The following is a 21,005-nucleotide window of genomic DNA, read 5'->3' as shown; positions in this document are numbered from 1 at the left end:
CGGCGATGCGCTCGGAGACCTGCGACAGGTGCGCGGAGGAGGTCGCCAGCGCGTCGCTGTGGGCGACGACGGTGGAGACGGTGGTGCGCAGGGACTCGGTGGTGTCGTCCAGCGCGCGGCCGAGGCGGCCGAGCTCGTCGCGGCGGGTCATGCCCAGGCGGACGGTCAGGTCGCCGCGGGCCACCCGGCCCAGGGCGTCCATCACGACGGTCAGCGGGCGCACCACCGAGCGGGTCACCCGGACGCTGAGCACCGCGGCCAGCAGCAGCGCGGCCGCCAGCGTGCCCCACAGCACCTTCTGGCTGGTGCCGTCGATCTGCACGGCCTCCTTCTCCAGCGCGGCGATGCGGTCGCTGAGCGACTTCTGCAGGGCCTGGGTGATCTCGAGGCCGGTGGCCCACGCGTCGCTGGCGGGACCGCCGTTGATGTTCTCCATGGCGGCGGTGCGGCTCTCGACCGTGTCCTGGGCGAGCAGTGCCATGACCTTGTCGTCCTCGACGAAGAACTGGTCCCAGGCGGGCTCCAGCTTGTCGAACCGCGCCCGCTCGGCCGGGGTCAGGTACTCGACCCGGGTGTTCTCCAGGGTCTCGTACAGGGACTTCTTGGCGTAGAGCTCCCCCTCGCGGTTCATCGAGTCGGCCGCGGTGGCGGCCTTGCCGCCCATGGCGGTGCCGGCGTCGGCGGCCACGAGGCCCTGCCAGCCGGTGAGGTCGGCGACGTGGTAGGCGAAGGTCTGGATGTCGTCCTCGACCTGCTCCAGCCGGTCCATCCGCACGGTGAGGTCGGCCTGGCGGTGCAGCGCCCACTGGCCGACGCCGACGGACAGGGCGATGAGCAGCGAGACCAGGGTGAACGACAGGCCGAGCCGCCTGCCGACCCCCAGATTGTCCAGATGCGACATGGCGGTTTCTTCCTCACGATCGAATGGGTGCCGCGCTCCGGCGGCGATGGGGTGACCGGCGGATTCCGGCGGGCTCCGGGAGCCGCCGCGGGTCCGCCACCCGGCCGGGCTCAGCCGTCCTGGGGCAGTTCGAACCAGACCACGCGCCCCGGGCCGCCGTCGCCGGACTGGCCCCAGCGGGCGGCGCACAGCTCCACGATGGCCAGGCCGCGGCCGCCGGGGAGCTGCTCGGCCTCGGGGTCGAGCGGGCGCACCCGGGGAGCCTGCAGCGCGCTCCCGCCGTCGGCGACCTCCACCCGCAGGAAGGGGCCGCGCAGGTAGACGCTGACCTCGAAGAAGCCGCCGGCGCCGCTGCGGGTGTGCTGGACGGCGTTGGTGGCGAGCTCGGAGGTCATCAGGACGGCCTGCTCCGCGGCGGCGCGGCCGGCGGCCGCCAGCGCCACGAACCGGCGGGCCTGCCGTATCTGGTCGGGCAGGCCCGCGAAGCGGCGGCGCATCAGGAGCGTCATGGCGCAGGAGCCGTCCGGGCGGGGGTCCGCGACGGCGATGGGGGCGGTGTCGCCGGGCGGCGGTGCGGCCCGGGCGGAATCGTTGTTCTCAGGCATGGTCGTCACGCGGTCAGATGAGCGCGATGTCCTGTTCCACGCTCGTCGCCGTCAGATACAGCTCGAACCACGTCTCGTCGTCCACCGAGGCGGGGATCCACGAGGAGCGCACCTGGTGGCGCTCCTCCTCGTACTGCAGCGCGAACACGCGCAGCTCTCGTATCCAGCGAGAATCGACCTTCTGGACGATCACATCGAAGTCCGGCATCGCCGTGTCTCCTCAATCCGTTGAGAAATCTCTTCGTCAATCCCTTGACGCCGGTCCCCCGCCTCCCGTCCGGGAATGGGTCGCCACTCCGACATTCGGCAGGGGAGGAGCCGACTGAAGTTGCCGGTCGGGTGCTTTTCGGGAGCGATCTCCACCGGGCCGCCCATCACCACGTAATGAATTCGGTTGGTAACATTCCGACATGAGGTGTCCGGGCAGGGGGGTCCGGTTCGCACCTCGTGCCGGACGGCCGCGTGCGACCGTCCGGACAGGGGGCAGAGATCGGGTGGTGGACGCTGGTGCAGCCTCGCGTGCTTGTGATCGAGGACGAGGAGGACGTCCGCGATCTCCTGCAACGTCACCTCAACGGCCTGGGATGCCAGGTCCGGACCGCCGCGAACGGCGAGATCGGACTGCTCCTGGCGGTCAGCGATCCTCCGGATCTGGTCGTCCTCGACATCCGTCTTCCCGGAGTCGACGGCAGGGAGGTGGCCCGGACCCTGCAGAGCGACCCGCGAACCCGCGACTGCAGGATCGTCGTCACCTCGGTCCTCGACGCCGAGGACCTCCTCGACATCAACGCCGACGCCGTACTCCCCAAGCCGTTCCGGCGCGCAGACGTCAAGAAAGCCGTGGACTCACTATGGGAGGTGAACTGACGCGATGGCCACGATTCTCATCGCCGAGGACGACGCCGACATCCGCGACCTCGTCGTTTTCAAGCTGGAGCAGAGCGGCCACACCGTCATTCCGGTGGGTGACGGCCGGTCGGCGCTGCGGATGGCCCACGAGCAGGACCCCGACATCGTCCTGCTGGACGTCATGATGCCCGGCATGTCGGGCATCGACGTCTGCCGCGAACTGCGCAGGGACGCGCAGACGGCGGAGCTGCCGATCATCCTCCTGACCGCCCGCGCCCAGGAGAGCGACGTGGAGAACGGGCTGACCGCCGGCGCCGACGACTACATCGTCAAACCGTTCAGCCCGCGCGTGCTCGCCGAGCGCGTCCAGTCCGTCCTGACCAGGACGCGGGCTTGAGCACGGTCGACCTGGTCTCCGTCACGCTGGCGCTGCTGCTGTACGCGGTGAGCATGCTCGGGGCGGTGATCGTCACGGGCCGCGTCGTGCGCCGCCGCCGGGACCGGCGCGACGCGCGGCTGGCCGCCGAGGCCCGCCCCTACCTGCTGGAGCTCACCGGCGGCGACGCCGACATCGACGAGCCGCTGCGGCGGCTGGCCGCGCTGGACCGGCGCCGCTGGAGAGCGGTCCAGCCCAGCGCGACCTCGCTGCTCGGCAAGGTCAGCGGCCACGCCCACGCGGCGCTGGTACGGCTGTTCGAGGAGCGCGGCATCGCCCGCGACGCCCTGCGCGACCTGACCCGGCGCGGCGCGGTACGGCGGGCCGCCGCCGCGCACGTGCTGGGGCTCATGCACCACGCCGAGGCCGTCCCCGCCCTGGTCCGCCTGCTGTCGGACCGCAACCCCGAGGTGCGGGCCGTCGCCGCGCGGGCCCTGGGGCAGGTGGGCGCCCCCGAAGCGGCGGGGCCGCTCCTGGAGTGCCTGTCCGGTGGCGGCCGGGTCCCCTTCGACCTGGTCGCCCAGTCGCTGATCCGGATCGGCCCGGCCGCCCGGCCGGCGCTGGACAGGGCGCTCTCGCACCCCGACCCGGCGGTCCGCGCCATCGCCGCGGAGGTGCTCGGCCTCATCGGCTCCGTCGGCTCGGTCGCGGCGCTGGTCCGCGTCCTGTCCGTGGACCCGTCCGTCGACGTGCGGACGCGGGCCGCGCGCTCGCTCGGCCGGCTGGGCACCCCGGCATGCCTGGCCGCCCTCACCGACGCCACCGGGCTGGCCCACCCGCAGGCGGTGCGGGCGGAGGCGGCGAGCGCGCTGGGCGACATCGGCGCCGCCGGCGCGGTGCCGGCGCTGCGCGCGCTCCTGCCCGACTACCACTACCGGGTCGCGCACAACGCCGCCATGTCCCTGACCCGCCTCGGCCCGCCGGCCGAGGCGGCGCTGCATGAGGTCGCCGACGGCACGCTGGGCGTGCGGGCGGCCGGCCACGCCCGGGAGGCCCTGGCCGTCCTGGCCCTCGCCGAGGGCCGCCTGCCGAGGCCGGCTCCGGCGACATGAGCGCGGCTGCGCTCGCCGCCTCGGGCGCAGCGGACGTGCCCGCCGTCCTGGACGCGCTCGCGGGCGGCGTGCGGTGGCTGCTGGCCGCCTGCAGCGGCGCGGTGATGGTCTACTTCGTCTGCGTCAACACCAGCTACCTGGTGCTCATCGCGCTGGCGGCCTGGGACTCCGTCCACTACCACCGGCGCCTCGCCTTCACCGGCTACGACGACATCTACGCCAACCCGCTCAACCCGGCCATCACCGTGATCATGCCCGCGTACAACGAGGAGGCGGGCATCGTGGAGGCCGTGCGCGCGATGCTCTCGCTGCGCTACCCGAACTTCGAGATCGTCGTGGTCGACGACGGCTCCCGCGACGGCACGTTCGACCGGCTGCGCGAGGAGTACGACCTGGTCGAGGTGGAGCGGGTGCTGCCCGACGACATCCCGACGCGCGGCCGGGTGCTGTCCACCCACGTCCCCGCGACCGGCTCGACGTCCCTGCTGGTGGTCCGCAAGGCCAACAGCGGCCGGGCCGACGCGCTCAACGTGGGCATCAACTTCGCCCAGCACCCGCTGGTCTGCATGGTCGACGCCGACTCCCTGCTGGACCCCGGGTCCCTGCTCTCGGTGGCCAAGCCCTTCGCCGACGACCCGCTGCGCGTCGTCGCCACCGGCGGGGTGATCCGGATCGCCAACGGCTGCGAGGTGGTCGCCGGGCGGGTCACGAAGGTGCGCATGCCGCGCTCCTGGCTGGTCCGCATCCAGGTGATCGAGTACCTGCGGGCCTTCCTGCTGGGCCGCACCGGCTGGTCGCGGCTCGGCGGCCTGCTGATCATCTCCGGGGCGTTCGGCCTGTTCCGGCGCGACGTCGTGGTCGAGATCGGCGGGCTGGACCCCGACTCGATCGGCGAGGACGCCGAGCTCGTCACACGGCTGCACCGGTACATGAGGGACCGCGACCGCGACTACCGGATCGTGTTCGTCTCCGAGCCGGTCTCCTGGACCGAGGCGCCGTCCTCGCTCGCGGTGCTGGCCCGGCAGCGGCGCCGCTGGTCGCGCGGGCTGGCCGAGCTGGCGTGGAAGCACCGGAGGATGTTCGGCAACCCCCGCTACGGGCGGATCGGGCTGCTGGCCCTGCCGTACTACGTGGTCTTCGAGCTCTGCGCGCCGCTGGTGAGCCTGAGCGGCCTGGTCCTGGTCCCGCTCGGCGTGCTGGTCGGCGCCGTGGACATCCCCTTCGCCGCCGTCGTCATGCTCGCCTCGTACGGCTACTCGCTGCTGGTCGCCTTCGTGGCGCTGGCCGTGGAGGAGTACGCCTTCCACCGCTACACCCGCTGGCGGGACCTGGGCGCCGCCGCGCTGGCCGCGCTGGCCGAGAACTTCGGATACCGCCAGTTCAACGCCTGGTGGGGGGTGCAGGGGATCTTTGCGGCGCTGCGCCGTACACAGCAGGTGTGGGGGGTAATGACGCGGGAGGGGTTCTCCGCCCAGGGCGGGCCCACGGGAGGAAGAAAGCGATGAAGTGGCTGAACCGCAGTGTGGGTAACGCCCTGCGCCACACCTTCGTGCTGCTCGTCTCCCTCGTCCTGCTGTCCGGGGTCGTCGCGGCGGTCGAGTCGCAGCGGCACGGCGCCGCCCTCGACCGGCTCGTCGAGTACAACGTCCCGCTCCGGCTGAACAACTTCAAGCTCCGCTCGACCATGGGCGACGCCACCCGCGGGCTCCGCAACCACCTGCTCTTCGAGCAGCCCAAGACCACCTACCTGCAGGCCCGCAACTCCTACCGGCCGTTCCTGGACGCCCTGGTCAGCCAGGCCGACCAGCCCGAGGAGCGCAGGCTGGTCGGCGACCTGGAGCGCAAGGTCGTCGACTGGTTCGCCTACGCCGCCCAGGCCGAGCGGCTGCGGCCGGGCGAGCCCGAGGTCCCCGAGTACGCCGAGAACAGCCGGACGCGCTACGAGGCGATCCTGAGAGCGAGCGACGCGCTGGAGACCCACTTGGGGCGCCGGACCGAGGTCCTGTACGAGGAGAGCATGCGCGAGCGCCTCTGGGGCCTGGCCGGGGTGGTCGTCTTCGCGCTCGCCGCCGTCGTGCTGGCCCTGGTCGTCGCCGTGCGCACCTACCGGGCGCTGGTGCCGCCGCTGGGGGCCATGGGCGAGACCCTGCGGCGGCTGACCGCCGGGGAGCACGAGACCCGGGTGCCCGACGTGGGCGGGCCGACCGAGATCCGCCAGCTGGGCTCGGCCATCAACCTGCTCGCCGAGGAGAGCGACCGGCTGCGCCGCGCGGAGCGGGAGCGCGCCCGCCTGGCCGAGGTGGCCTACGAGACCGCCGCCCGCATCCGCCAGACCCTCGACGCCGACGCGGTGGTCCGCGAGGCGGCCTCGCTGCTGGGCGCCCGGCTCCCCGCCGACCAGGTGTTCATCCAGCTCGTCCGGGACGGCACGATCGGCCCCGCCGAGCTGGAGTGGGCGGGCGGCCGGCTCGTCGACCAGGGCACGGCCATGCTGCCCGTCCCCTCCGACCAGGCCGAGCGGCTCTACCTGCAGGGCGCGGCCTCCAGCGGGTCCACCCTGGAGCCGCCCTCCTACGTGCCCGAGACGGCCGTCCGGGCGTTGCGGCTGCTCGGCGACCGGCAGTACCTCTTCGTGCCCTTCGGCGCGGGCGGGCAGCTGCTCGGCACGATCCTGCTCACCCGGGACAACTCCTGCGGGCCGTGGCAGACCGAGGAGATCGAGGCGGTCAAGAGCGTCGGGACCGATCTGGGGCGCGGCCTGGACCAGGCCCGCCTGTACGGCCGCGAGCGGGAGCTGGTGGAGGAGCTGCGCGCGCTGGACGCGGCCAAGACCGACTTCATGTCCACCGTCTCCCACGAGCTCCGCTCGCCGCTGACCAGCATCGCCGGCTACCTGGAGATCCTGCGCGACGAGGACGCCGGGGACATCAACCCCGCCCAGGACCGCATGCTCGACGCCATCGAGCGCAACACCACCCGGCTGCGGCTGCTCATCGAGGACCTGCTGACCCTGTCGCGCATCGAGTCGGGCGCCTTCCGCACCGTCAAGCAGCGCACCGACCTGTGCGCCGTCGTGGAGGGCGCGGTCACCTCCATGCGGCCCGCCGCGGCCAAGGCCGCGGTCGAGCTGGACCTGGACTGCCCCACCGGCTCGCTCATGATCGACGGGGATCCGAACCAGCTCGACCGCGCCATGGTTAACCTGCTGTCCAACGCCGTCAAGTTCACCCCGGCGGGCGGGCGGGTGGAGGTGCTGGTCACCGCGGAGGACGGCTACGGGGTGGTGCGGGTCTCCGACACCGGCATCGGCATCCCGGCGGACGAGATGCAGCGGCTGTCCACCCGCTTCTTCCGCGCCTCCAACGCCACCGAGCTGTCGATCCCCGGCACGGGGCTGGGGCTGTCCATCGTGCGCAGCATCGTCGCGAACCACTCGGGCACCTTCGACCTGCAGTCGCAGGAGGGGGAGGGCACGACGGTGACGATGCGGATCCAGACGTGCGCCACCCGGCTCACCGCCGCGGGCGACGGGAGCGACGGCGGCGGGAGCGGAGGGGCCGGGGCCGGCGGGACCGCCGGTGAGCCCGCCGAGGCGGGCGAGGGGGCCTGACCGCGTTTCCGCGTACGGCGGGCGCGCCGTGCCGCGCGGACACCGGCGCACCGTCTCGTGCGTACGGCGGGCGGCCCGTCGTACGGGCGGTCAGCGCATGCCGTACAGCCTGCGCATGGCGCGGTGGTCGCCCGCGCCCAGGGTCCGCACCGAGGAGCACGCCGGGATCGTCGAGGCCATGACCTGGGTGCCGTGCTTCGACGGCGACACGTGGGTGAGCCCGAACGCGTGGCCCCACTCGTGGGTCAGCACCGAGGCCAGGTCGAAGGAGGAGGTGCAGCGGCTCGGCCGGCTGGTGTGCCATCGGTACCTGGTGTTGATCACGATGTCGGAGGAGACGACCTGGCCGGACCGCGTCCACGTGCAGGTGACCGCGAGCGCGGTGGAGCCGAGCCGCTTCCAGGCGACGACGCTGTGGCCGTCCTCCGTCCCGCATGACGTGCGCGAGGAGGTGGAGACGGCGGCCGTCCGCTTCGTGGCGCCGAGGTACTTCTGGCCCGCCTTGAACGGGGCGGGCAGGCCGCACTGGTTGCTCGCGCCGACCAGGGAGCGGGCCGCCGAGGCGATCGCCGACAGGGCCGTGCGGGAGACCGCGGAGGGCGCGCCGGAGGGGTTGTAGTACCAGCCGGCGGTCCCCTTGACGCGCCATCCGGCCAGTGCGTACGCGGTGTCGCGGCACTGGGCACGGGAGGTGGAGGCGGCGGCCCGCGACACCTTGGCCGCGCTCGGGACGCCGCCCGGGACCGTCCCGCCGGCCGTCCCCTCGGCTGCCTCCGCCGCCTCGGCGGCCGGTCCACCGGCGTACAGCACGTCCATCGTCACCTGGAGCCCGTCCGGCCCGTCCGGCCCGTCGCCGGGCGCGTCCTCCGGCCCGGTTCCGGCGGCCGGAGCCCCCGTCGCCGCCGGCCCGGTCCCGGGCACGGGCGCCGCCGCGCGGGGGCGCAGCTCGGCCACGGTGGACAGCACCGACACCACGAGCACGACGAATGCTGTGGCCAGCGCGAAAACCGCCGGCATCACCTGACCGGCGCGGCCTCTCACCTGGGGACTCCTGACGCGTTCGGCCCGCCGCGCGGGGGAAGGCCGCCGGTCGGGACAGGAACGGCCGGTACGGCGCTCCTCGCCGAACGATCGACAGAAAAAGGTCAAATATGAGCAGAACGCACGATTCTTGGGTTTCCGACCCCTGTCTGCGATCGGGCGGGACGGACGTCAACGGCTGAAATGCCATTGATCGCCATAATGTGGCAACCTGGTTGCCTTGAACATGGCAAGGCGGTTGCCTAGAGTGGTGAAGCGCAATGACCTCCTCAATCGAATGGCGCGTCTGGCGAAGAAGTTCGGCTTCGAGTTCTCCAAGACGCCTGATGTGAACGGCGCCGCTCATGACAAGTGGTATGTCGGAGGTGAGGCGGTCATCGTGCCGCGGCATAACGAGATCAACGAGCTGACCGCCAGGAGCATCCTCCGTTCCTGGGAGGAGATGCTCGACGAGGCGGCGAAGCCGGAGGGGGAGGGCGAGTGAACGCATACCGCGTTACCGCGCAGAGGTCCGGCGGCTGGTGGGCGCTGACCGTCGAGGGTCCCGGCCTCCACCGTCCGGCTTACACCCAGGCCCGCCGCCTGGACAGGGCGGAGCACATGGTCCGCGACCTGCTGGCCCTGCACTTGGACGTGGATCCAGGTGACGTAGGCGATATCGAGATAACCCCCGACGACGAGTCGCTGGCCGACGAGCTGATCAGCACGCGTCAGGTCCGCCGTGACGCCGACCGCCTGCGGGACGAGGCGACCGTCCGCACCCGTTCCACGGCCCGACGTCTCAGAGAGCGCGGATACGCCCACAGGGAGATCGGCGCCCTGCTCGGAGTGAGTCACCAGGCGGTGGGGAAGCTGCTCGACGAGCGCCCGAAGCGGCACGTCGACGCCTGACAAGCCGGTCAACCCTCATCTGGGCCCTGTCGCGGTCCGTCCCAGTGTGTCCGGGTCCAGCCCGGACGCAGGCCGGGTCAGCGGCGGACCGAGAGGGTGTCCTTGCCGTTCTGGTGCTGGGCCGGGGGGCGGTAGCGGTAGCCGACGCCGCGGACCGCCTCGATGGGCGAGTTGGAGGTGTCGGGGCTGAGGCGGCGGCGCAGGCGCAGGATGGCGAACTTCACCCGCTCCGGGCTGAGTCCCGTGGGGTCGTCCCACACCAGGGAGAGCAGCTGGGAGGAGCTCAGCACGTTGCCGGCGTGCCGTACGAGCGTGTTGAGCAGGCGGAACTCGGTCGGGGTCAGGTGGATCTCCTGGTTCTCGACGAAGACCGTCCGGGTCGCGGGCTCCACCCGGATGACCCCGTCGTCGTAGACGTCCTCGGCCCAGGAGGCCGTGCCGGCGCGGCGCAGCAGCGCCTCGACGCGGGCGGTGAGCTCGGCCCGGGAGAACGGCTTGACGAGGTAGTCGTCGGCTCCGGCGCGCAGGCCCCGCACCTTCTCCCGCTCCTGGCCGCGGCCGGTGAGGATCAGGATCGGCAGGTCGCTGATGTCCCGGACCCGCTCCAGGACCTGCCAGCCGTCCATGATGGGCAGGCCGATGTCGAGGATCAGGGCGTCCGGCTTGTGCTGGTGCAGCAGGCGCAGGCCGCTGCGGCCGTCCGTCGCGGGGATCACCTCGTGCCCGCCGTGGCCCAGGAGCACCTGGATGGCGGTGAGCGTGTCGGCGTCGTCCTCGACGACCAGGAGGCGGCTCATCGCTCACCCCGCCGGTCGCGGACGGGTTCCCATGGAAGTTCCACTCTCACCTCTGACCGTCTCGTCCCGTTCTCGATGAGCTGCAGCGTGCCGCCGTGCATGCCGACGATCGCGCGGGCCATGCCGAGCCTCGGCCACGCCTTCTCCCCCGCCGGGTCCTCGCCCCGGCCGGCCTGGTCGGTGAGGCTCGCCTCCCCGTCCGCGGCGACGCAGCCGATCTCGACCCGCCATCCGTCGACCGTGGGCCGGAGCTCGACCTCGACGGCGTCCCCGGGGCCCGCCCGGGTGATCGCCGCCGTCAGCAGGATGTCGAGCATGCGGCGGACGCGGACGGTGTTGCAGCTCAGCGCCGGGCCCGGCCGGGCGTGGTAGCGCAGGGAGACGCCGGCGTGCAGGGCGCCGGGGCGGAACTGGGCGACGATGTCGCGGACCATCTCCATCGGGTCGACGCGCTCGGGCCGCAGCTCCGGCTCGGTCGTGGCGGGGTCGGCCAGCAGCGGCAGGTCGTTGAGGAGCTCCGACAGGCGCATGGCGTTGCGTTCGATGACCTTCACGAACTCGCTCTGGTCGCCGGTGAGCGGCCCGGTCTCGGGGTCGGCGAGCAGGCCCGCGTAGGCGAGGATCGGCGTGATCGGGGTGGCCAGGTCGTGGACGACGGTGGAGATGAACTCCGTCTTCGCCGCGGCGAGCGTCGCCGCGTCGGAGGGGCCGCCGGAGCGGGTCTCGGCGTCCCGGCGCCAGGAGGCGTCCAGCGCGGCGGCCAGGCAGGAGAGCGCCTCGGGGACGCCGTGCTCCTCGAACCCCGCGGCCAGCGTCACGGCGAGCATCCGGCCGGGCCCCGCGGGCCACAGGCGCTCTCCGTTCGCCGGCGGGGTGGCGTCGGCCGGCCGCAGCTCGGCGCTCAGCACACCGGGTACGCTCCGGATCCCGGCGAGCAGCGTGGTGTCCGCGTTCGCCCCGCCGGCGTCGTCGGAACCGCGCAGCCGCTCGTCGAGGAGACCGAGGATCGCCCGGGTGGTGTCCACGGCGGCCGCGTCGTCCACGTCGTCCACGGCGCCGGACGCGTCGTCCGCCGGGTGCGAAGCCGTGTGGTCGAGACGACCACCGCTGTTCAGCATGCTGCCCCCCACGTGTCCCCCCTCGGCAGTCGGGCCCTCCCCCAAGGGCCCAGGGATTCGTCACTAATAGCAATTCATCCCAAACAGAACGTTATCAACCCTGCTCGGCTGGTCGCGACGGAGGTTTGATCCGGACGGGGCGGGCGGTCCGGCGCCGCCGGCAACGGACCTGCACCCGGCGCGCACCCGAAGGCGCATCCCGCGTCGCCGACCGTCGGTCCTATGTTGGAGCCGACCTCGCGACGCAGGCTGAGCCGAGCGCTCATCACCGGCGCCGCAGTACTGTCATGCCTGGTCACGGGTGTCGGGCCGCTCAGCGGCACGGCTCACGCGGCCCCCTCCGGGCTGCCGCCGTCCCCCGTCCGGCCCGCCGTGACCGAGATCGGCTTCCTCTCCGCCGGGACCGTACCGGCCGGTGCCCCCGCGCCCACCGCGACCCCCGCCGCCACCGCGACGCCGACCGGGTCCGCCGCCCCCGCCGGCACCCTCCTGGTCGAGGCGCGCACCGGCGGCGCCGCGCTCGCCGTACGGAGCGAGCCCGCCGCCGCCGCCTCCTCGCTGCGCGGCATCGCCGACGGCGCCCGCTTCGCCGTCGAGTGCCGCGTCTCCGGGGAGTGGACCCGCGGCACGGTCAGGACCACCGGCTCCTGGCTGCGCGTGGACGGGGGCGGCTACGTCCCCGACGCCCACGTCGTGCGCCCCGCGCCCGTCGGCCGGTGCGCGCCGGCGCTCCCGGCCGCCGGGGTCCCCGTACCGGCCGCGGCCCCCGCCGCGGCTCCCGTCCAGGCCGCGGTCCCGGCGCCCTCCCCCTCCCTGGCCCCCTCCCTGGCCCCCGCTCCGGTCCCCTCCCCGTCCCCCGCTCCCGCGCCGGTCGCGGCGGCTCCCGCCGCCGGCGCCGCACCCGCTCCCGTCGTCGTCCCCGGCACCCCGGCGGAGTTCATCCGCCAGGTCGGTCCCGCCGCCCGGCAGAGCATGCGGGCGACCGGCGTGCCCGCCTCGGTAACCCTGGCCCAGGCGATCCTGGAGTCGGGCTGGGGCCGCAGCAAGCTGGCCACCAGGGACCGCAACTACTTCGGCATCAAGTGCTTCGGCGGCCCTGACGGCCGTGCGGCGGGCTGCCGCGACTACCCGACCACCGAGTGCGGCTCCGGCGGCTGCGGGAAGACCACGGCGTCCTTCCGGACGTACCGCACGGCGGCGGACTCGTTCGCCGACCACGGCGACTTCCTCGCCTCCAACAGCCGCTACCGGGCCGCGTTCGCCCACTCGCAGAACCCCGACCGGTTCGCCCGGGAGATCGCGAAGGCCGGATACGCGACCGACCCGGCCTACCCCGGAAAGCTGATCGGCCTCATGGGCACCCACGACCTGTACCGCTACGACCGCTGACCGGTCCCGTGCGCGCCTACGACCTGTACCGCCACGACCGCTGACCGGCCTCGTGCGCGCCCCCGGCCCGCACCGCCACGACCGCCGACCGGCCGGTCCGCCGCCCCGCGACCGGCCGGCACCGGGCAGCCGCCCGCCGCCCCGCGACCGGACCGCACCGCCGCGGCCGCCCGCCGCCCCGCCCCAGGAGAAGACGATGCAGCCAGACGCCTCCCCCACGAGGCACGTCACCCGCGGCCGGAGGACGGCCCGGCCGCCCCTCTGGCTGCTCTTCCTCGGGACGGGCCTCCTGGTGAGCGCCGTGAGCGTCCTGCTGCCCGGTGAGGCCGACGACGTGGCCGTCCGGTCGGCCGTGTCGGTCGCCGCGGTGATCGCGATGGTCGCCGGGACGCGCCTGCGCCGCCCGGCCGCCCCGGCGGCGTGGCGGCTGCTGGCCGCGGGGCTGGTCGCCTGGGTGGGCGCGGACCTGCTGTGGACCGGCTGGTTCCTGACGGCCGGCGGCGTCGGCCACCCGGCCCCGATCTGGCTGGAGGTGTCCTACCTCCTGTCGTATCCGCTGTTCTTCGCCGGGCTGGGCAGGCTGCCGGGCAACGCGATCCGCTCCAGGGACGGCGGCGTGACGCTCGACGCCATGGTGATCCTGCTGGGGGCGGCCTTCGTGTACTGGACGGTGGCCTTCAACCCCTACGGGGGCATCCAGGACCCGTCGGACCGGAACATCCTCATGGCGGCCACCTACCCGGCCGCCGACCTGTTCGTGCAGTTCATGGTCATGCGGCTCTGGTTCACCCACGGCCTGCGCAACCGGTCCTACGCGATGCTCGCCCTGGGCTTCGCCGGGATGTTCGCCAACGACGTGCTGTACGCCCTCGACCTGCAGGTCGGCCAGAGCTGGGACTACGACCTCCTGGGGAACGGAGGCTGGCTGCTCTGGTTCGTCCTCATGGGCACCGCGGCGCTGCACCCGTCCGCGGCCGACGGGCGCCGGACCGCCTCCGACGGCCACCTGACGGTCGCACGGGGCGTCGCCTTCCTGGTGATGGCCTGCGCGGGCCCCTTCTCCCTCGTCGTCACCGTCCCGGCCGGCGCGCCGATGGACCCCCTCGACTTCGCCGCACCGCTGGTCATCTTCGCCGCCCTGATGGGATTCCTGATCATCCGGCTGATCACCAACGCGCGCGCGGCGCAGCGGCGCGCGATCCAGCTGGACGAGCAGGCCACGGAGCTGTCGCGGGCGCTGGAGGAGCAGGGCGCGCTGCAGGAGCTGATCAGCCACCGGGCGATGCACGACCCGCTGACCGGGCTGGCCAACCGGGCGCTGTTCAACGACCGCCTGGAGCAGGCCACCGCGCGCCGCGCCCCGTCGGCCCGGCACGCCCTGCTCCTGCTGGACCTGGACGGGTTCAAGCACGTCAACGACGGCTACGGCCACCCGGTCGGCGACCAGCTGCTCATCCAGGCGGCCCGCCGCCTGCGGGAGACCCTCCGGGAGGCCGACACGCTCGCCCGGCTGGGCGGCGACGAGTTCGCCGTCCTGCTGGAGGACGTCACCGCGGCCGAGGCCGGGGAGATCGCCGAGCGCGTCGTCGACGTGGTCGCGGAGGCCTACACGGTGGGCGAATACGCCCTGCACGTGACCACCAGCGTCGGCCTGTACATGATCGCCGAGTCGGTCCCGGCGGCCGACGTGCTGCGCGACGCCGACCTGGCGCTGTACGCGGCCAAGGCGGCCGGCAAGAACCAGATCAGCGTGTTCCACCAGGGCCTGCGCGTGGAGCGGCTCGACCAGGCCCGCATCGCCGAGGGGCTGCGCCGGGCGCTCGAGCAGGACGCCTTCTCCGTCGACTACCAGCCGGTCGTGAACCTCGAGACCGGCGGCGTCCACGCCGTGGAGGCGCTGCTGCGCTGGCGGAGCCCCGAGGGGATCGTGCCGCCGGACGCGTTCATCCCGACGGCCGAGGAGACCGGCCTGATCGTGCCGATCGGCACGCACGTGCTCCGCCGCGCCTGCTTCGACGCCCGCCGCTGGCACGAGCGGTACGGCATCGCCGTCAACGTCAACGTCTCGGCGGTCCAGCTGCGCCGGCCGGACTTCGTCGCCACGGTGCTGGACGCCCTGGCCGACAGCGGCCTGCCCGGCGAGGCCCTCATCCTGGAGATCACCGAGACGGCCCTGCTGGACACCGGGATGCAGCGGAGCGACCAGGCCATCGAGTACCTGTTCCAGCTGCGCGGCCACGGCGTGCGGGTCGCCATCGACGACTTCGGCACCGGCTACTCCTCCCTGTCCTACCTGCACCGCCTCCCGGTCGACGTGGTCAAGATCGACGGCGCCTTCACCACGCTCGCCTCCGGCACCGACGCCGCCTCCCGCCAGCGGCACGCCTTCACCCGGGCGATCCTCGGCCTGTGCGAGAGCCTGGACCTGCCCGCCGTGGCGGAGAAGGTGGAGACCGCCGAGCAGGAGGAGTTCCTGCGCGACATGCGCTGCCCGCTGGGCCAGGGCTACCTGTTCAGCAGGCCCGTGCCGGCGGCCACGCTGGACCGGTTCCTGGCCGGCGGCGGCACCGGGGCCGACACCGGGGGCTCCGCGGGTCCCGGGAGCGCCGCGGACCCGATCGGCGGCGGGCGCCTGGCCGGCTGACCGCACACCGTACACCGCCCGCCGTACGGCGGGCGTAAGACGATCACCGCGAGGGGCTCAGATCACCCCCGCGCGTACCGATGGGGGAAGGGCCCCTGCCCGGAGCGCCCCTCCCCGGCACCCGCAGCACCGCCCGTCCCACCGTCGCACGCCAGGAGAAGACGATGCAGCCAGACGCCTCCTCCCCGAGGCGCGCCACGCGCCACCGGCGGGGACGGGGACCCCTCCGTCCCCCCTCCTGGCTGCTCTTCGCCCTGCTCGGGTGCGTGACGGCCGCGGTCGTGGTCGTCACGCCGGGCTGGGTGGGCGAGCTGCTGTGGGAGGCCGTCCCGCTCGCCGCGGTCGCGGCGATGGTCGCCGGGATCCGGCGGCACCGCCCGCCCGCGGCCCCGGCCTGGTGGCTGATGACGGCGGGGGTGGCGGTCTGGGCCGTGTCCGACCTGCTGTGGACCGGCTGGTACGTGGCCGCCGGCGACGCCGCCGCGGTCCCCCGCTGGGTCGACCTGCTCTACGTGCCGATGTACCCGCTGGTCGCGCTCGGCCTGGGCCGGCTGCAGCGCGGCCCGGACCGGGCCGGCAACGGCGGGGTGACGCTGGACGCGGTGGTCATCGTGATGGGGATCGCGTTCCTGTACTGGACGCTGATCTTCAACCCGTACCTCGGCGTCGGCAGCCTGGGCGACGCCGACCACCTGACGGCCCTGCTCTACCTGGGCCTGGACATGGTCATCGTCTTCATGGGGGCGCGGCTCTGGTTCCGCTACGGCAACCAGAGCATCTCCTACGTGCTGCTCAGCCAGGGGTTCACCGCCCTGCTCGTCGCCGACGCGGTGTACACCACGACGCTCGTGGGCGACGGGAACCCCGGCATCTCGCTGCTGGACGGCTCCGGCGCCGAGGTCGTGGGGAGTACGGCCTGGCTGCTCTGGCTCGTCCTCATGGGCACGGCCGCGCTGCACCCGTCGATGACCGGCGCCCAGGACGCCCTGCCCAGCAACGCCCTGACCGTCATGCGGGGCGGCGTCTTCCTGGGCATCGCCTGCGCGGGACCGGTCTCCTTCCTGATCAGCCTCGGGCCCGGCCCGGTGACGCTGACCCGCGCCGACATCGCGGTCCCGCTGGCGCTGCTGACCGGCCTGTCCGCCTTCCTGATCATCCGGCTGGTCGTGGGCACCAGCGCGGCGCAGCGGCGTGCGCTCCTGCTGGACGAGCAGGCCGCGGAGCTGTCGCGGGCGGCGGCGGAGCAGAGCGCGCTGCAGGAGCTGATCAGCCACCGGGCGATGCACGACCCGCTGACCGGGCTGGCCAACCGGGCGCTGTTCAACGACCGCCTGGAGCAGGCCACCGCCCGGCGCTCGGCGTCGGCCCGGCACGCCCTGCTCCTGCTGGACCTGGACGGGTTCAAGCACGTCAACGACGGCTACGGCCACCCGGTCGGCGACCAGCTGCTCATCCAGGCGGCCCGCCGCCTGCGGGAGATCGTGCGGGAGGCCGACACGCTCGCCCGGTTCGGCGGCGACGAGTTCGCCGTCCTGCTGGAGGACGTCACCGCGGCCGAGGCCGGGGAGATCGCCGAGCGGGTCGTGGAGGCGGTCGCCGAGGTCTTCACCGTGGGCGGGTACGCCCTGCACGTGACCACCAGCGTCGGCCTGTACATGATCGCCGAGTCCGCCGACGCGCAGGAGGCCCTGCGCGACGCCGACCTGGCGCTGTACGCGGCCAAGGCGGCCGGCCGGAACCAGATCAGCGTGTTCCACCAGGGCCTGCGCGTGGAGCGGCTCGACCGGGTCCGCATCGCCGAGGGACTGCGCCGGGCCCTGGACGGGGACGAGTTCGTCCTGAACTACCAGCCGGTCGTGGACCTGCGGACCGGTGAGGTGCACGCCGTGGAGGCGCTGCTGCGCTGGCACTCCCCCGAGGGGATCGTGCCGCCGGACGCGTTCATCCCGACGGCCGAGGAGACCGGCCTGATCGTGCCGATCGGGGTGCAGGTGCTCCGCCGCGCCTGCTTCGACGCCCGCCGCTGGCACGAGCGGTACGGCATCGCCGTCAACGTCAACGTCTCCGGGCACCAGCTGCACCGTCCCGGGTTCGTCGAGACGGTGCTGGAGGCCCTGGCCGACAGCGGCCTGCCCGGCGAGGCGCTCATCCTGGAGATCACCGAGACGGCGCTGCTGGCCACCGGCCAGCAGGAGACCGCCCGGGTGATCGAGTACCTGTCGGAGCTGCGCACCTACGGCGTGCGGGTCGCCATCGACGACTTCGGCACCGGCTACTCCTCCCTGGCCTACCTGCAGCACCTGCCGGTCGACGTGGTCAAGATCGACGGTGCCTTCACCGGGTACGAGGCCGGCACCGACACCGCCTCCCGCCAGCGGCACGCCCTGACCCGGGCGATCATCGGCCTGTGCGAGAGCCTGGACCTGCCCGCCGTGGCGGAGAAGGTGGAGACCGTCGAGCAGGAGGAGTTCCTGCGCGACATGCGCTGCCCGCTGGGCCAGGGCTACCTGTTCAGCAAGCCCCTGCCGGCGCAGGACCTGGACCGCCTCCTGGCGGGCGGCACCGGCCTCGACCGGTCCGGCCGCGTCGGCGGCCTGCTGGCCGGCTGAGGGACCGGACCCCGGTCGGTTGAGGGACCGGACCCCGGTCGGCTGCGGGCTGAGGGCCCGGTCGGCTGAAGGACCGCGCGCCCGGCCGGCCGCGGACCGGGGCCCGGTCGGCTGCGGGCCGCGTTCCCGCCGGGACGCGGCCCGTCAATTGTTGACGCCGCAACCTTTCAGCTCCTCAGGCTCCGTCCCCGCCTGCCGATCGGCTCTGCGGAGGACGGACCGCTCCGGATCCGGGGCGCCGTGCCGTACGGCACCGCGCCACCGGGCCCAGGGCCGCCCCACCCCGCTGTGACGGGGCGGGGCGCATGCGACGAGCCCTCTCTCCGCGAGGATCCGACCGAGGAAGCGTCACCGTGCCCCGAACCCCAGAAATGCTGCGTGCCCTGCGGCACCGGAACTACCGCCTGTGGGCGGGCGCGGACTTCCTGTCGGTCTCCGGGACCTGGATGCAGGTGCTGGGCGTCAACTGGCTGCTGCTGTCCATCACGGGTTCGGCCACCAGCCTGGGGTTCGGCCTCTTCCTGCAGTCGCTGCCCACCGTGCTGCTCGCCTTCGCCGGGGGCTCCCTGGCCGACCGCCTGCCCGCGCGCCCGCTGCTGCTGACGACCCAGGCCCTGCACGGGCTGCTCGCCGCGGTGCTGGCCGGGATCGCCTTCGGCGGCGCGGACGGCGTGTGGCCCGTCTACGCGGTCGCGCTCCTCGGCGGCGTGGTCTCCGCCCTGGACGGCCCCGCCCTGGGGCGCTTCGGCGCGGAGGTGGTCGGCCCCGACGACCTGCCCAACGCCCTGGCCCTCGGCTCGGTGATCAGCTCCGGCGGGCGCATCCTCGGCATGGGCGCCGCCGGCGTCCTCATCCCCGTCGCCGGCACCGGCGCCCTCTTCACGCTCAACGCGCTGAGCTTCGCGGTGGTGATGGCGGCGATCGCCGCCATGCGCCGCGGCGAGCTGCACCCCCTGCCGCGCGCCGGGGCGCAGGAGGCCGGGATCGCCGCCGGGCTCCGCTACATCGGGGGCACCCGGTGGCTGCTCGTCCTGCTCGGCATGGCCTTCGTGCTGGGCGCCCTGGGCCGCAACTACCAGGTCACCATGGCCGCGATGAGCAACGGCCCGCTGGGCGCGGGCGCCGCCGGGTACGGGGTCCTGTCGGTCGTCTTCGCCGTCGGCGCCGTCGCCGGCGGCCTGTACGCGGCGTCGCGGCCGCAGCTGACGTTCCCGATCCTGTTCGCGGCCGCGGGCCTCACCAGCGTGGGGCAGGCGTTCAGCGGCGTCATGCCGGGCCTGCTCTCCTTCGCGGTCGTGCTGCTGCCGATCGCGGCCGGCGCGGTGGTCCTCGACACCACGGTCAGCACCCGCGCGCAGCTCGGCACCGCCGCGCAGATGCGGGGCCGCGTGCTGGCCGCGCAGTCGATGGTCGGGGCGGCCTCCGGCGCGGTCGGCGGCCCGCTGCTGGGGATGCTCAGCGACACCGCGGGCCCGCGGGCGGCCCTCGTCCTGGCGGGCGTGGTCACCTCGGTGGTGACGGTCCTCGCCGCCGTGGCGCTGGCCCGCGCGCTGGGGCACCGGGGGATCCCGGCGGCACCGGCCCGCGCGCTCCGGAGGGCGTCGGAGGCGCCGGTGCCCGAACACCGGGGAGCACCGCGGCCGCCGCAGGACCCTCAGGGCGGATCGCCCGAGGGCAGGATGACGGTGAAGCACGCGCCCTCCCCCGTGTCGGTGTAGCGCACGTCCCCGCCGTGCGCGCGGGCCAGCTCACGGGTGATCCACAGGCCGAGACCGACCGACTGCGGGTCGTCGCCGGTGGCGCCGAACCGGGAGAACAGCGCGTCCCGCCGCTGCTGGGGGACCCCGGGGCCGTGGTCGCGCACGTGGACGAGGACCGTTCCCCCGGCCCGCCCGGCGCTCACCGCCACCGGCGGCGCGCCGTGGCGGACCGCGTTGGTGAGCAGGTTGAGGAGGATCTGCTCCAGCCGCTGCGGGTCGGCCGGCACGGTCAGGTCCTCTCCGACGTCGACCTCGACCGGCGCGCCGAGGTCGTCCACGACCTCCTGGACCGTCTCGCGCAGCGGGACCCGCCGCAGGTCGAGCCGGAGGCCCCCCTCGGAGTCGACCCGGTCGGCGTCCAGCAGCCCGTCGGCCAGCCGCCGGATCCGGGCCGCCTGCCGCAGCGCCACGGCGACGAGCGCCCGCCGTTCCTCCGGCGGCAGGTCGCCGGCCTCGTCGCGGACGGACTCCAGGGCGAACCGCACCGAGGTCAGCGGGGAGCGGACGTCGTGGGCCAGGGTCGAGGTCAGGGCGGCGCGCCACTGCTCGGCCCGCCGCAACCGCTCGTTGGCCCGGCGCTGGTGCGCGGCCTGCCGGGAGATGATCACCCCCACCGCCACGACCGCCGGGATGAGCAGCATGGTGCTGTAGACCGCGGCGGGCCCGCTGTCTACAGCGAGCAGCGGCATCAGGTAGGCCAGGGTCGCCGGAACCGCCAGCGCCAGTACGGCCCGGACCGGCAGGTGCAGCCCCGCCCAGGCGAACAGCAGCATCAGGAAGGGCCCGGTCCCGGCGACGAGCCCGGCGAACGTCCAGGTGGCCCAGGCCTGGATCGCCAGCGCGGGCACGCAGAGCACGTACGGCGAGCGGGGGCCGAAACGGGCCCAGGGCAGGAACCAGGCGAGCGCCGCGCAGACCAGGTCGGCGGCGGCGATCGTGAGCAGCGTGGTCGCCCTGGAGGAGGTGCCGGTCCGGGCGAACAGGCCCGTCACGGCCAGCACCAGCACCAGGGTCCCGGCCAGCGCGTACAGCAGGGCGGCCTGGCGCGCGGCGACCTCGGGCCCCTCGCCCCACAGGGACCCCCACCGGGACCTCGCCCGCATCGCCACGCCCCCGCCTCGCACCCCGGCCCTCTCGGATGATAACTATTCGTAGTATCTCGCTACCTGAACGTCACCGCGGAGGAGGTGGCCCCGGAGCGGCCGTATCCGGCGCCGAGGAAGCACGGTGAATCCTCAGCCCATTGCCCCGCCTGTCGATAGGAAACCCGACGGGCGGGCGGTGAGACGTGTCCCGCTTCTTA

18 protein-coding genes are annotated in these 21,005 nt (G+C 73.9%); 11 read left to right on the top strand and 7 right to left on the bottom strand.

What is annotated here, in order from left to right:
• From IEZ06_RS30620 to IEZ06_RS30610, 3 genes are all read right to left on the bottom strand, one after another.
• The coding region (locus IEZ06_RS30620; protein WP_189240164.1) for a HAMP domain-containing protein at window positions 1–901 on the bottom strand (901 nt) is incomplete at its 3' end.
• A 110-nt stretch (window positions 902–1,011) separates the two neighbouring features.
• Window positions 1,012–1,506 (bottom strand): ATP-binding protein, encoded by a 495-nt coding sequence (locus tag IEZ06_RS30615; RefSeq protein ID WP_229798933.1) that lies wholly within the window; start codon window positions 1,504–1,506, stop codon window positions 1,012–1,014.
• A 13-nt stretch (window positions 1,507–1,519) separates the two neighbouring features.
• Window positions 1,520–1,714 (bottom strand): hypothetical protein, encoded by a 195-nt coding sequence (locus tag IEZ06_RS30610; RefSeq protein WP_068903941.1) that lies wholly within the window; start codon window positions 1,712–1,714, stop codon window positions 1,520–1,522.
• Window positions 1,715–2,025: 311 nt separating this feature from the next.
• Here IEZ06_RS30610 and IEZ06_RS30605 point away from each other — a divergent pair, with 311 nt between their 5' ends.
• From IEZ06_RS30605 to IEZ06_RS30585, 5 genes are read left to right on the top strand one after another with little or no spacing between them, the layout of a single operon-like run.
• The gene (locus tag IEZ06_RS30605) at window positions 2,026–2,373 is read left to right on the top strand and encodes a response regulator (protein ID WP_189240163.1); all 348 of its coding nucleotides are present in this window, start codon (window positions 2,026–2,028) and stop codon (window positions 2,371–2,373) included.
• A gap of 4 nt (window positions 2,374–2,377) precedes the next feature.
• Entirely contained in the window at window positions 2,378–2,752 is a 375-nt protein-coding gene (locus IEZ06_RS30600) for a response regulator transcription factor (protein ID WP_068903944.1), read from the top strand.
• A complete protein-coding gene (locus tag IEZ06_RS30595) occupies window positions 2,749–3,843 on the top strand; it encodes a HEAT repeat domain-containing protein (RefSeq protein WP_189240162.1) in 1,095 nt (364 codons plus the stop codon). The genes IEZ06_RS30600 and IEZ06_RS30595 overlap by 4 nt, the downstream gene beginning before the upstream one ends.
• Window positions 3,840–5,348: a glycosyltransferase family 2 protein gene (locus IEZ06_RS30590; RefSeq protein WP_203872289.1), complete on the top strand. Its 1,509-nt coding sequence runs from the start codon at window positions 3,840–3,842 to the stop codon at window positions 5,346–5,348. The genes IEZ06_RS30595 and IEZ06_RS30590 overlap by 4 nt, the downstream gene beginning before the upstream one ends.
• A complete protein-coding gene (locus IEZ06_RS30585; RefSeq protein WP_189240161.1) occupies window positions 5,345–7,453 on the top strand; it encodes an ATP-binding protein in 2,109 nt (702 codons plus the stop codon). Before IEZ06_RS30590 ends, IEZ06_RS30585 begins: the two co-directional genes overlap by 4 nt.
• 90 nt (window positions 7,454–7,543) lie before the next feature.
• Here IEZ06_RS30585 and IEZ06_RS30580 read toward each other — a convergent pair whose 3' ends face one another.
• On the bottom strand, window positions 7,544–8,494 hold the full coding sequence (locus IEZ06_RS30580) for a matrixin family metalloprotease (protein WP_189240160.1): 951 nt from the start codon (window positions 8,492–8,494) through the stop codon (window positions 7,544–7,546).
• Window positions 8,495–8,744: 250 nt separating this feature from the next.
• On the opposite strand from IEZ06_RS30580, the gene IEZ06_RS30575 reads away from it, so the two are divergent.
• Together IEZ06_RS30575 and IEZ06_RS30570 are read left to right on the top strand one after the other, a co-directional pair.
• On the top strand, window positions 8,745–8,978 hold the full coding sequence (locus IEZ06_RS30575) for a hypothetical protein (RefSeq protein WP_189240159.1): 234 nt from the start codon (window positions 8,745–8,747) through the stop codon (window positions 8,976–8,978).
• Entirely contained in the window at window positions 8,975–9,385 is a 411-nt protein-coding gene (locus IEZ06_RS30570; RefSeq protein WP_189240158.1) for a transcriptional regulator, read from the top strand. Before IEZ06_RS30575 ends, IEZ06_RS30570 begins: the two co-directional genes overlap by 4 nt.
• 77 nt (window positions 9,386–9,462) lie before the next feature.
• Here the strand turns inward: IEZ06_RS30570 and IEZ06_RS30565 are convergent, their stop codons facing one another.
• Together IEZ06_RS30565 and IEZ06_RS30560 are read right to left on the bottom strand one after the other, a co-directional pair.
• The gene (locus IEZ06_RS30565; RefSeq protein WP_189240157.1) at window positions 9,463–10,182 is read right to left on the bottom strand and encodes a response regulator transcription factor; all 720 of its coding nucleotides are present in this window, start codon (window positions 10,180–10,182) and stop codon (window positions 9,463–9,465) included.
• Complete coding sequence (locus IEZ06_RS30560) at window positions 10,179–11,312, bottom strand: sensor histidine kinase (protein WP_189240156.1); 1,134 nt, start codon at window positions 11,310–11,312, stop codon at window positions 10,179–10,181. Before IEZ06_RS30560 ends, IEZ06_RS30565 begins: the two co-directional genes overlap by 4 nt.
• A 210-nt stretch (window positions 11,313–11,522) precedes the next feature.
• Here IEZ06_RS30560 and gsmA point away from each other — a divergent pair, with 210 nt between their 5' ends.
• The 4 genes from gsmA (at window position 11,523) to IEZ06_RS30540 (ending at window position 19,660) form a co-directional block, all read left to right on the top strand.
• Window positions 11,523–12,689: a sporangiospore maturation cell wall hydrolase GsmA gene (gsmA, locus tag IEZ06_RS37375; RefSeq protein WP_189240155.1), complete on the top strand. Its 1,167-nt coding sequence runs from the start codon at window positions 11,523–11,525 to the stop codon at window positions 12,687–12,689.
• Window positions 12,690–12,885: 196 nt separating this feature from the next.
• Window positions 12,886–15,333 carry a putative bifunctional diguanylate cyclase/phosphodiesterase gene (locus IEZ06_RS30550; protein ID WP_189240154.1) on the top strand — a complete coding sequence of 816 codons (2,448 nt, stop codon included), beginning with the start codon at window positions 12,886–12,888 and terminating at the stop codon, window positions 15,331–15,333.
• A 164-nt stretch (window positions 15,334–15,497) separates the two neighbouring features.
• The gene (locus IEZ06_RS30545) at window positions 15,498–17,942 is read left to right on the top strand and encodes a putative bifunctional diguanylate cyclase/phosphodiesterase (protein ID WP_189240153.1); all 2,445 of its coding nucleotides are present in this window, start codon (window positions 15,498–15,500) and stop codon (window positions 17,940–17,942) included.
• Between the two features lie 353 nt (window positions 17,943–18,295).
• The gene (locus tag IEZ06_RS30540) at window positions 18,296–19,660 is read left to right on the top strand and encodes an MFS transporter (RefSeq protein WP_203872285.1); all 1,365 of its coding nucleotides are present in this window, start codon (window positions 18,296–18,298) and stop codon (window positions 19,658–19,660) included.
• Here the strand turns inward: IEZ06_RS30540 and IEZ06_RS30535 are convergent.
• A complete protein-coding gene (locus IEZ06_RS30535) occupies window positions 19,597–20,805 on the bottom strand; it encodes a sensor histidine kinase (protein ID WP_229798929.1) in 1,209 nt (402 codons plus the stop codon). The two genes, IEZ06_RS30540 and IEZ06_RS30535, sit on opposite strands and share 64 nt — an antisense overlap.
• Window positions 20,806–21,005: the final 200 nt, after the last annotated feature.

It is taken from the genome of Planomonospora antibiotica, assembly GCF_014647955.1.
Classification (GTDB): domain Bacteria; phylum Actinomycetota; class Actinomycetes; order Streptosporangiales; family Streptosporangiaceae; genus Planomonospora; species Planomonospora parontospora.
Note: the sequence above shows the minus strand (reverse complement) of the source record. Positions and strands in the feature narration are given on the sequence as shown.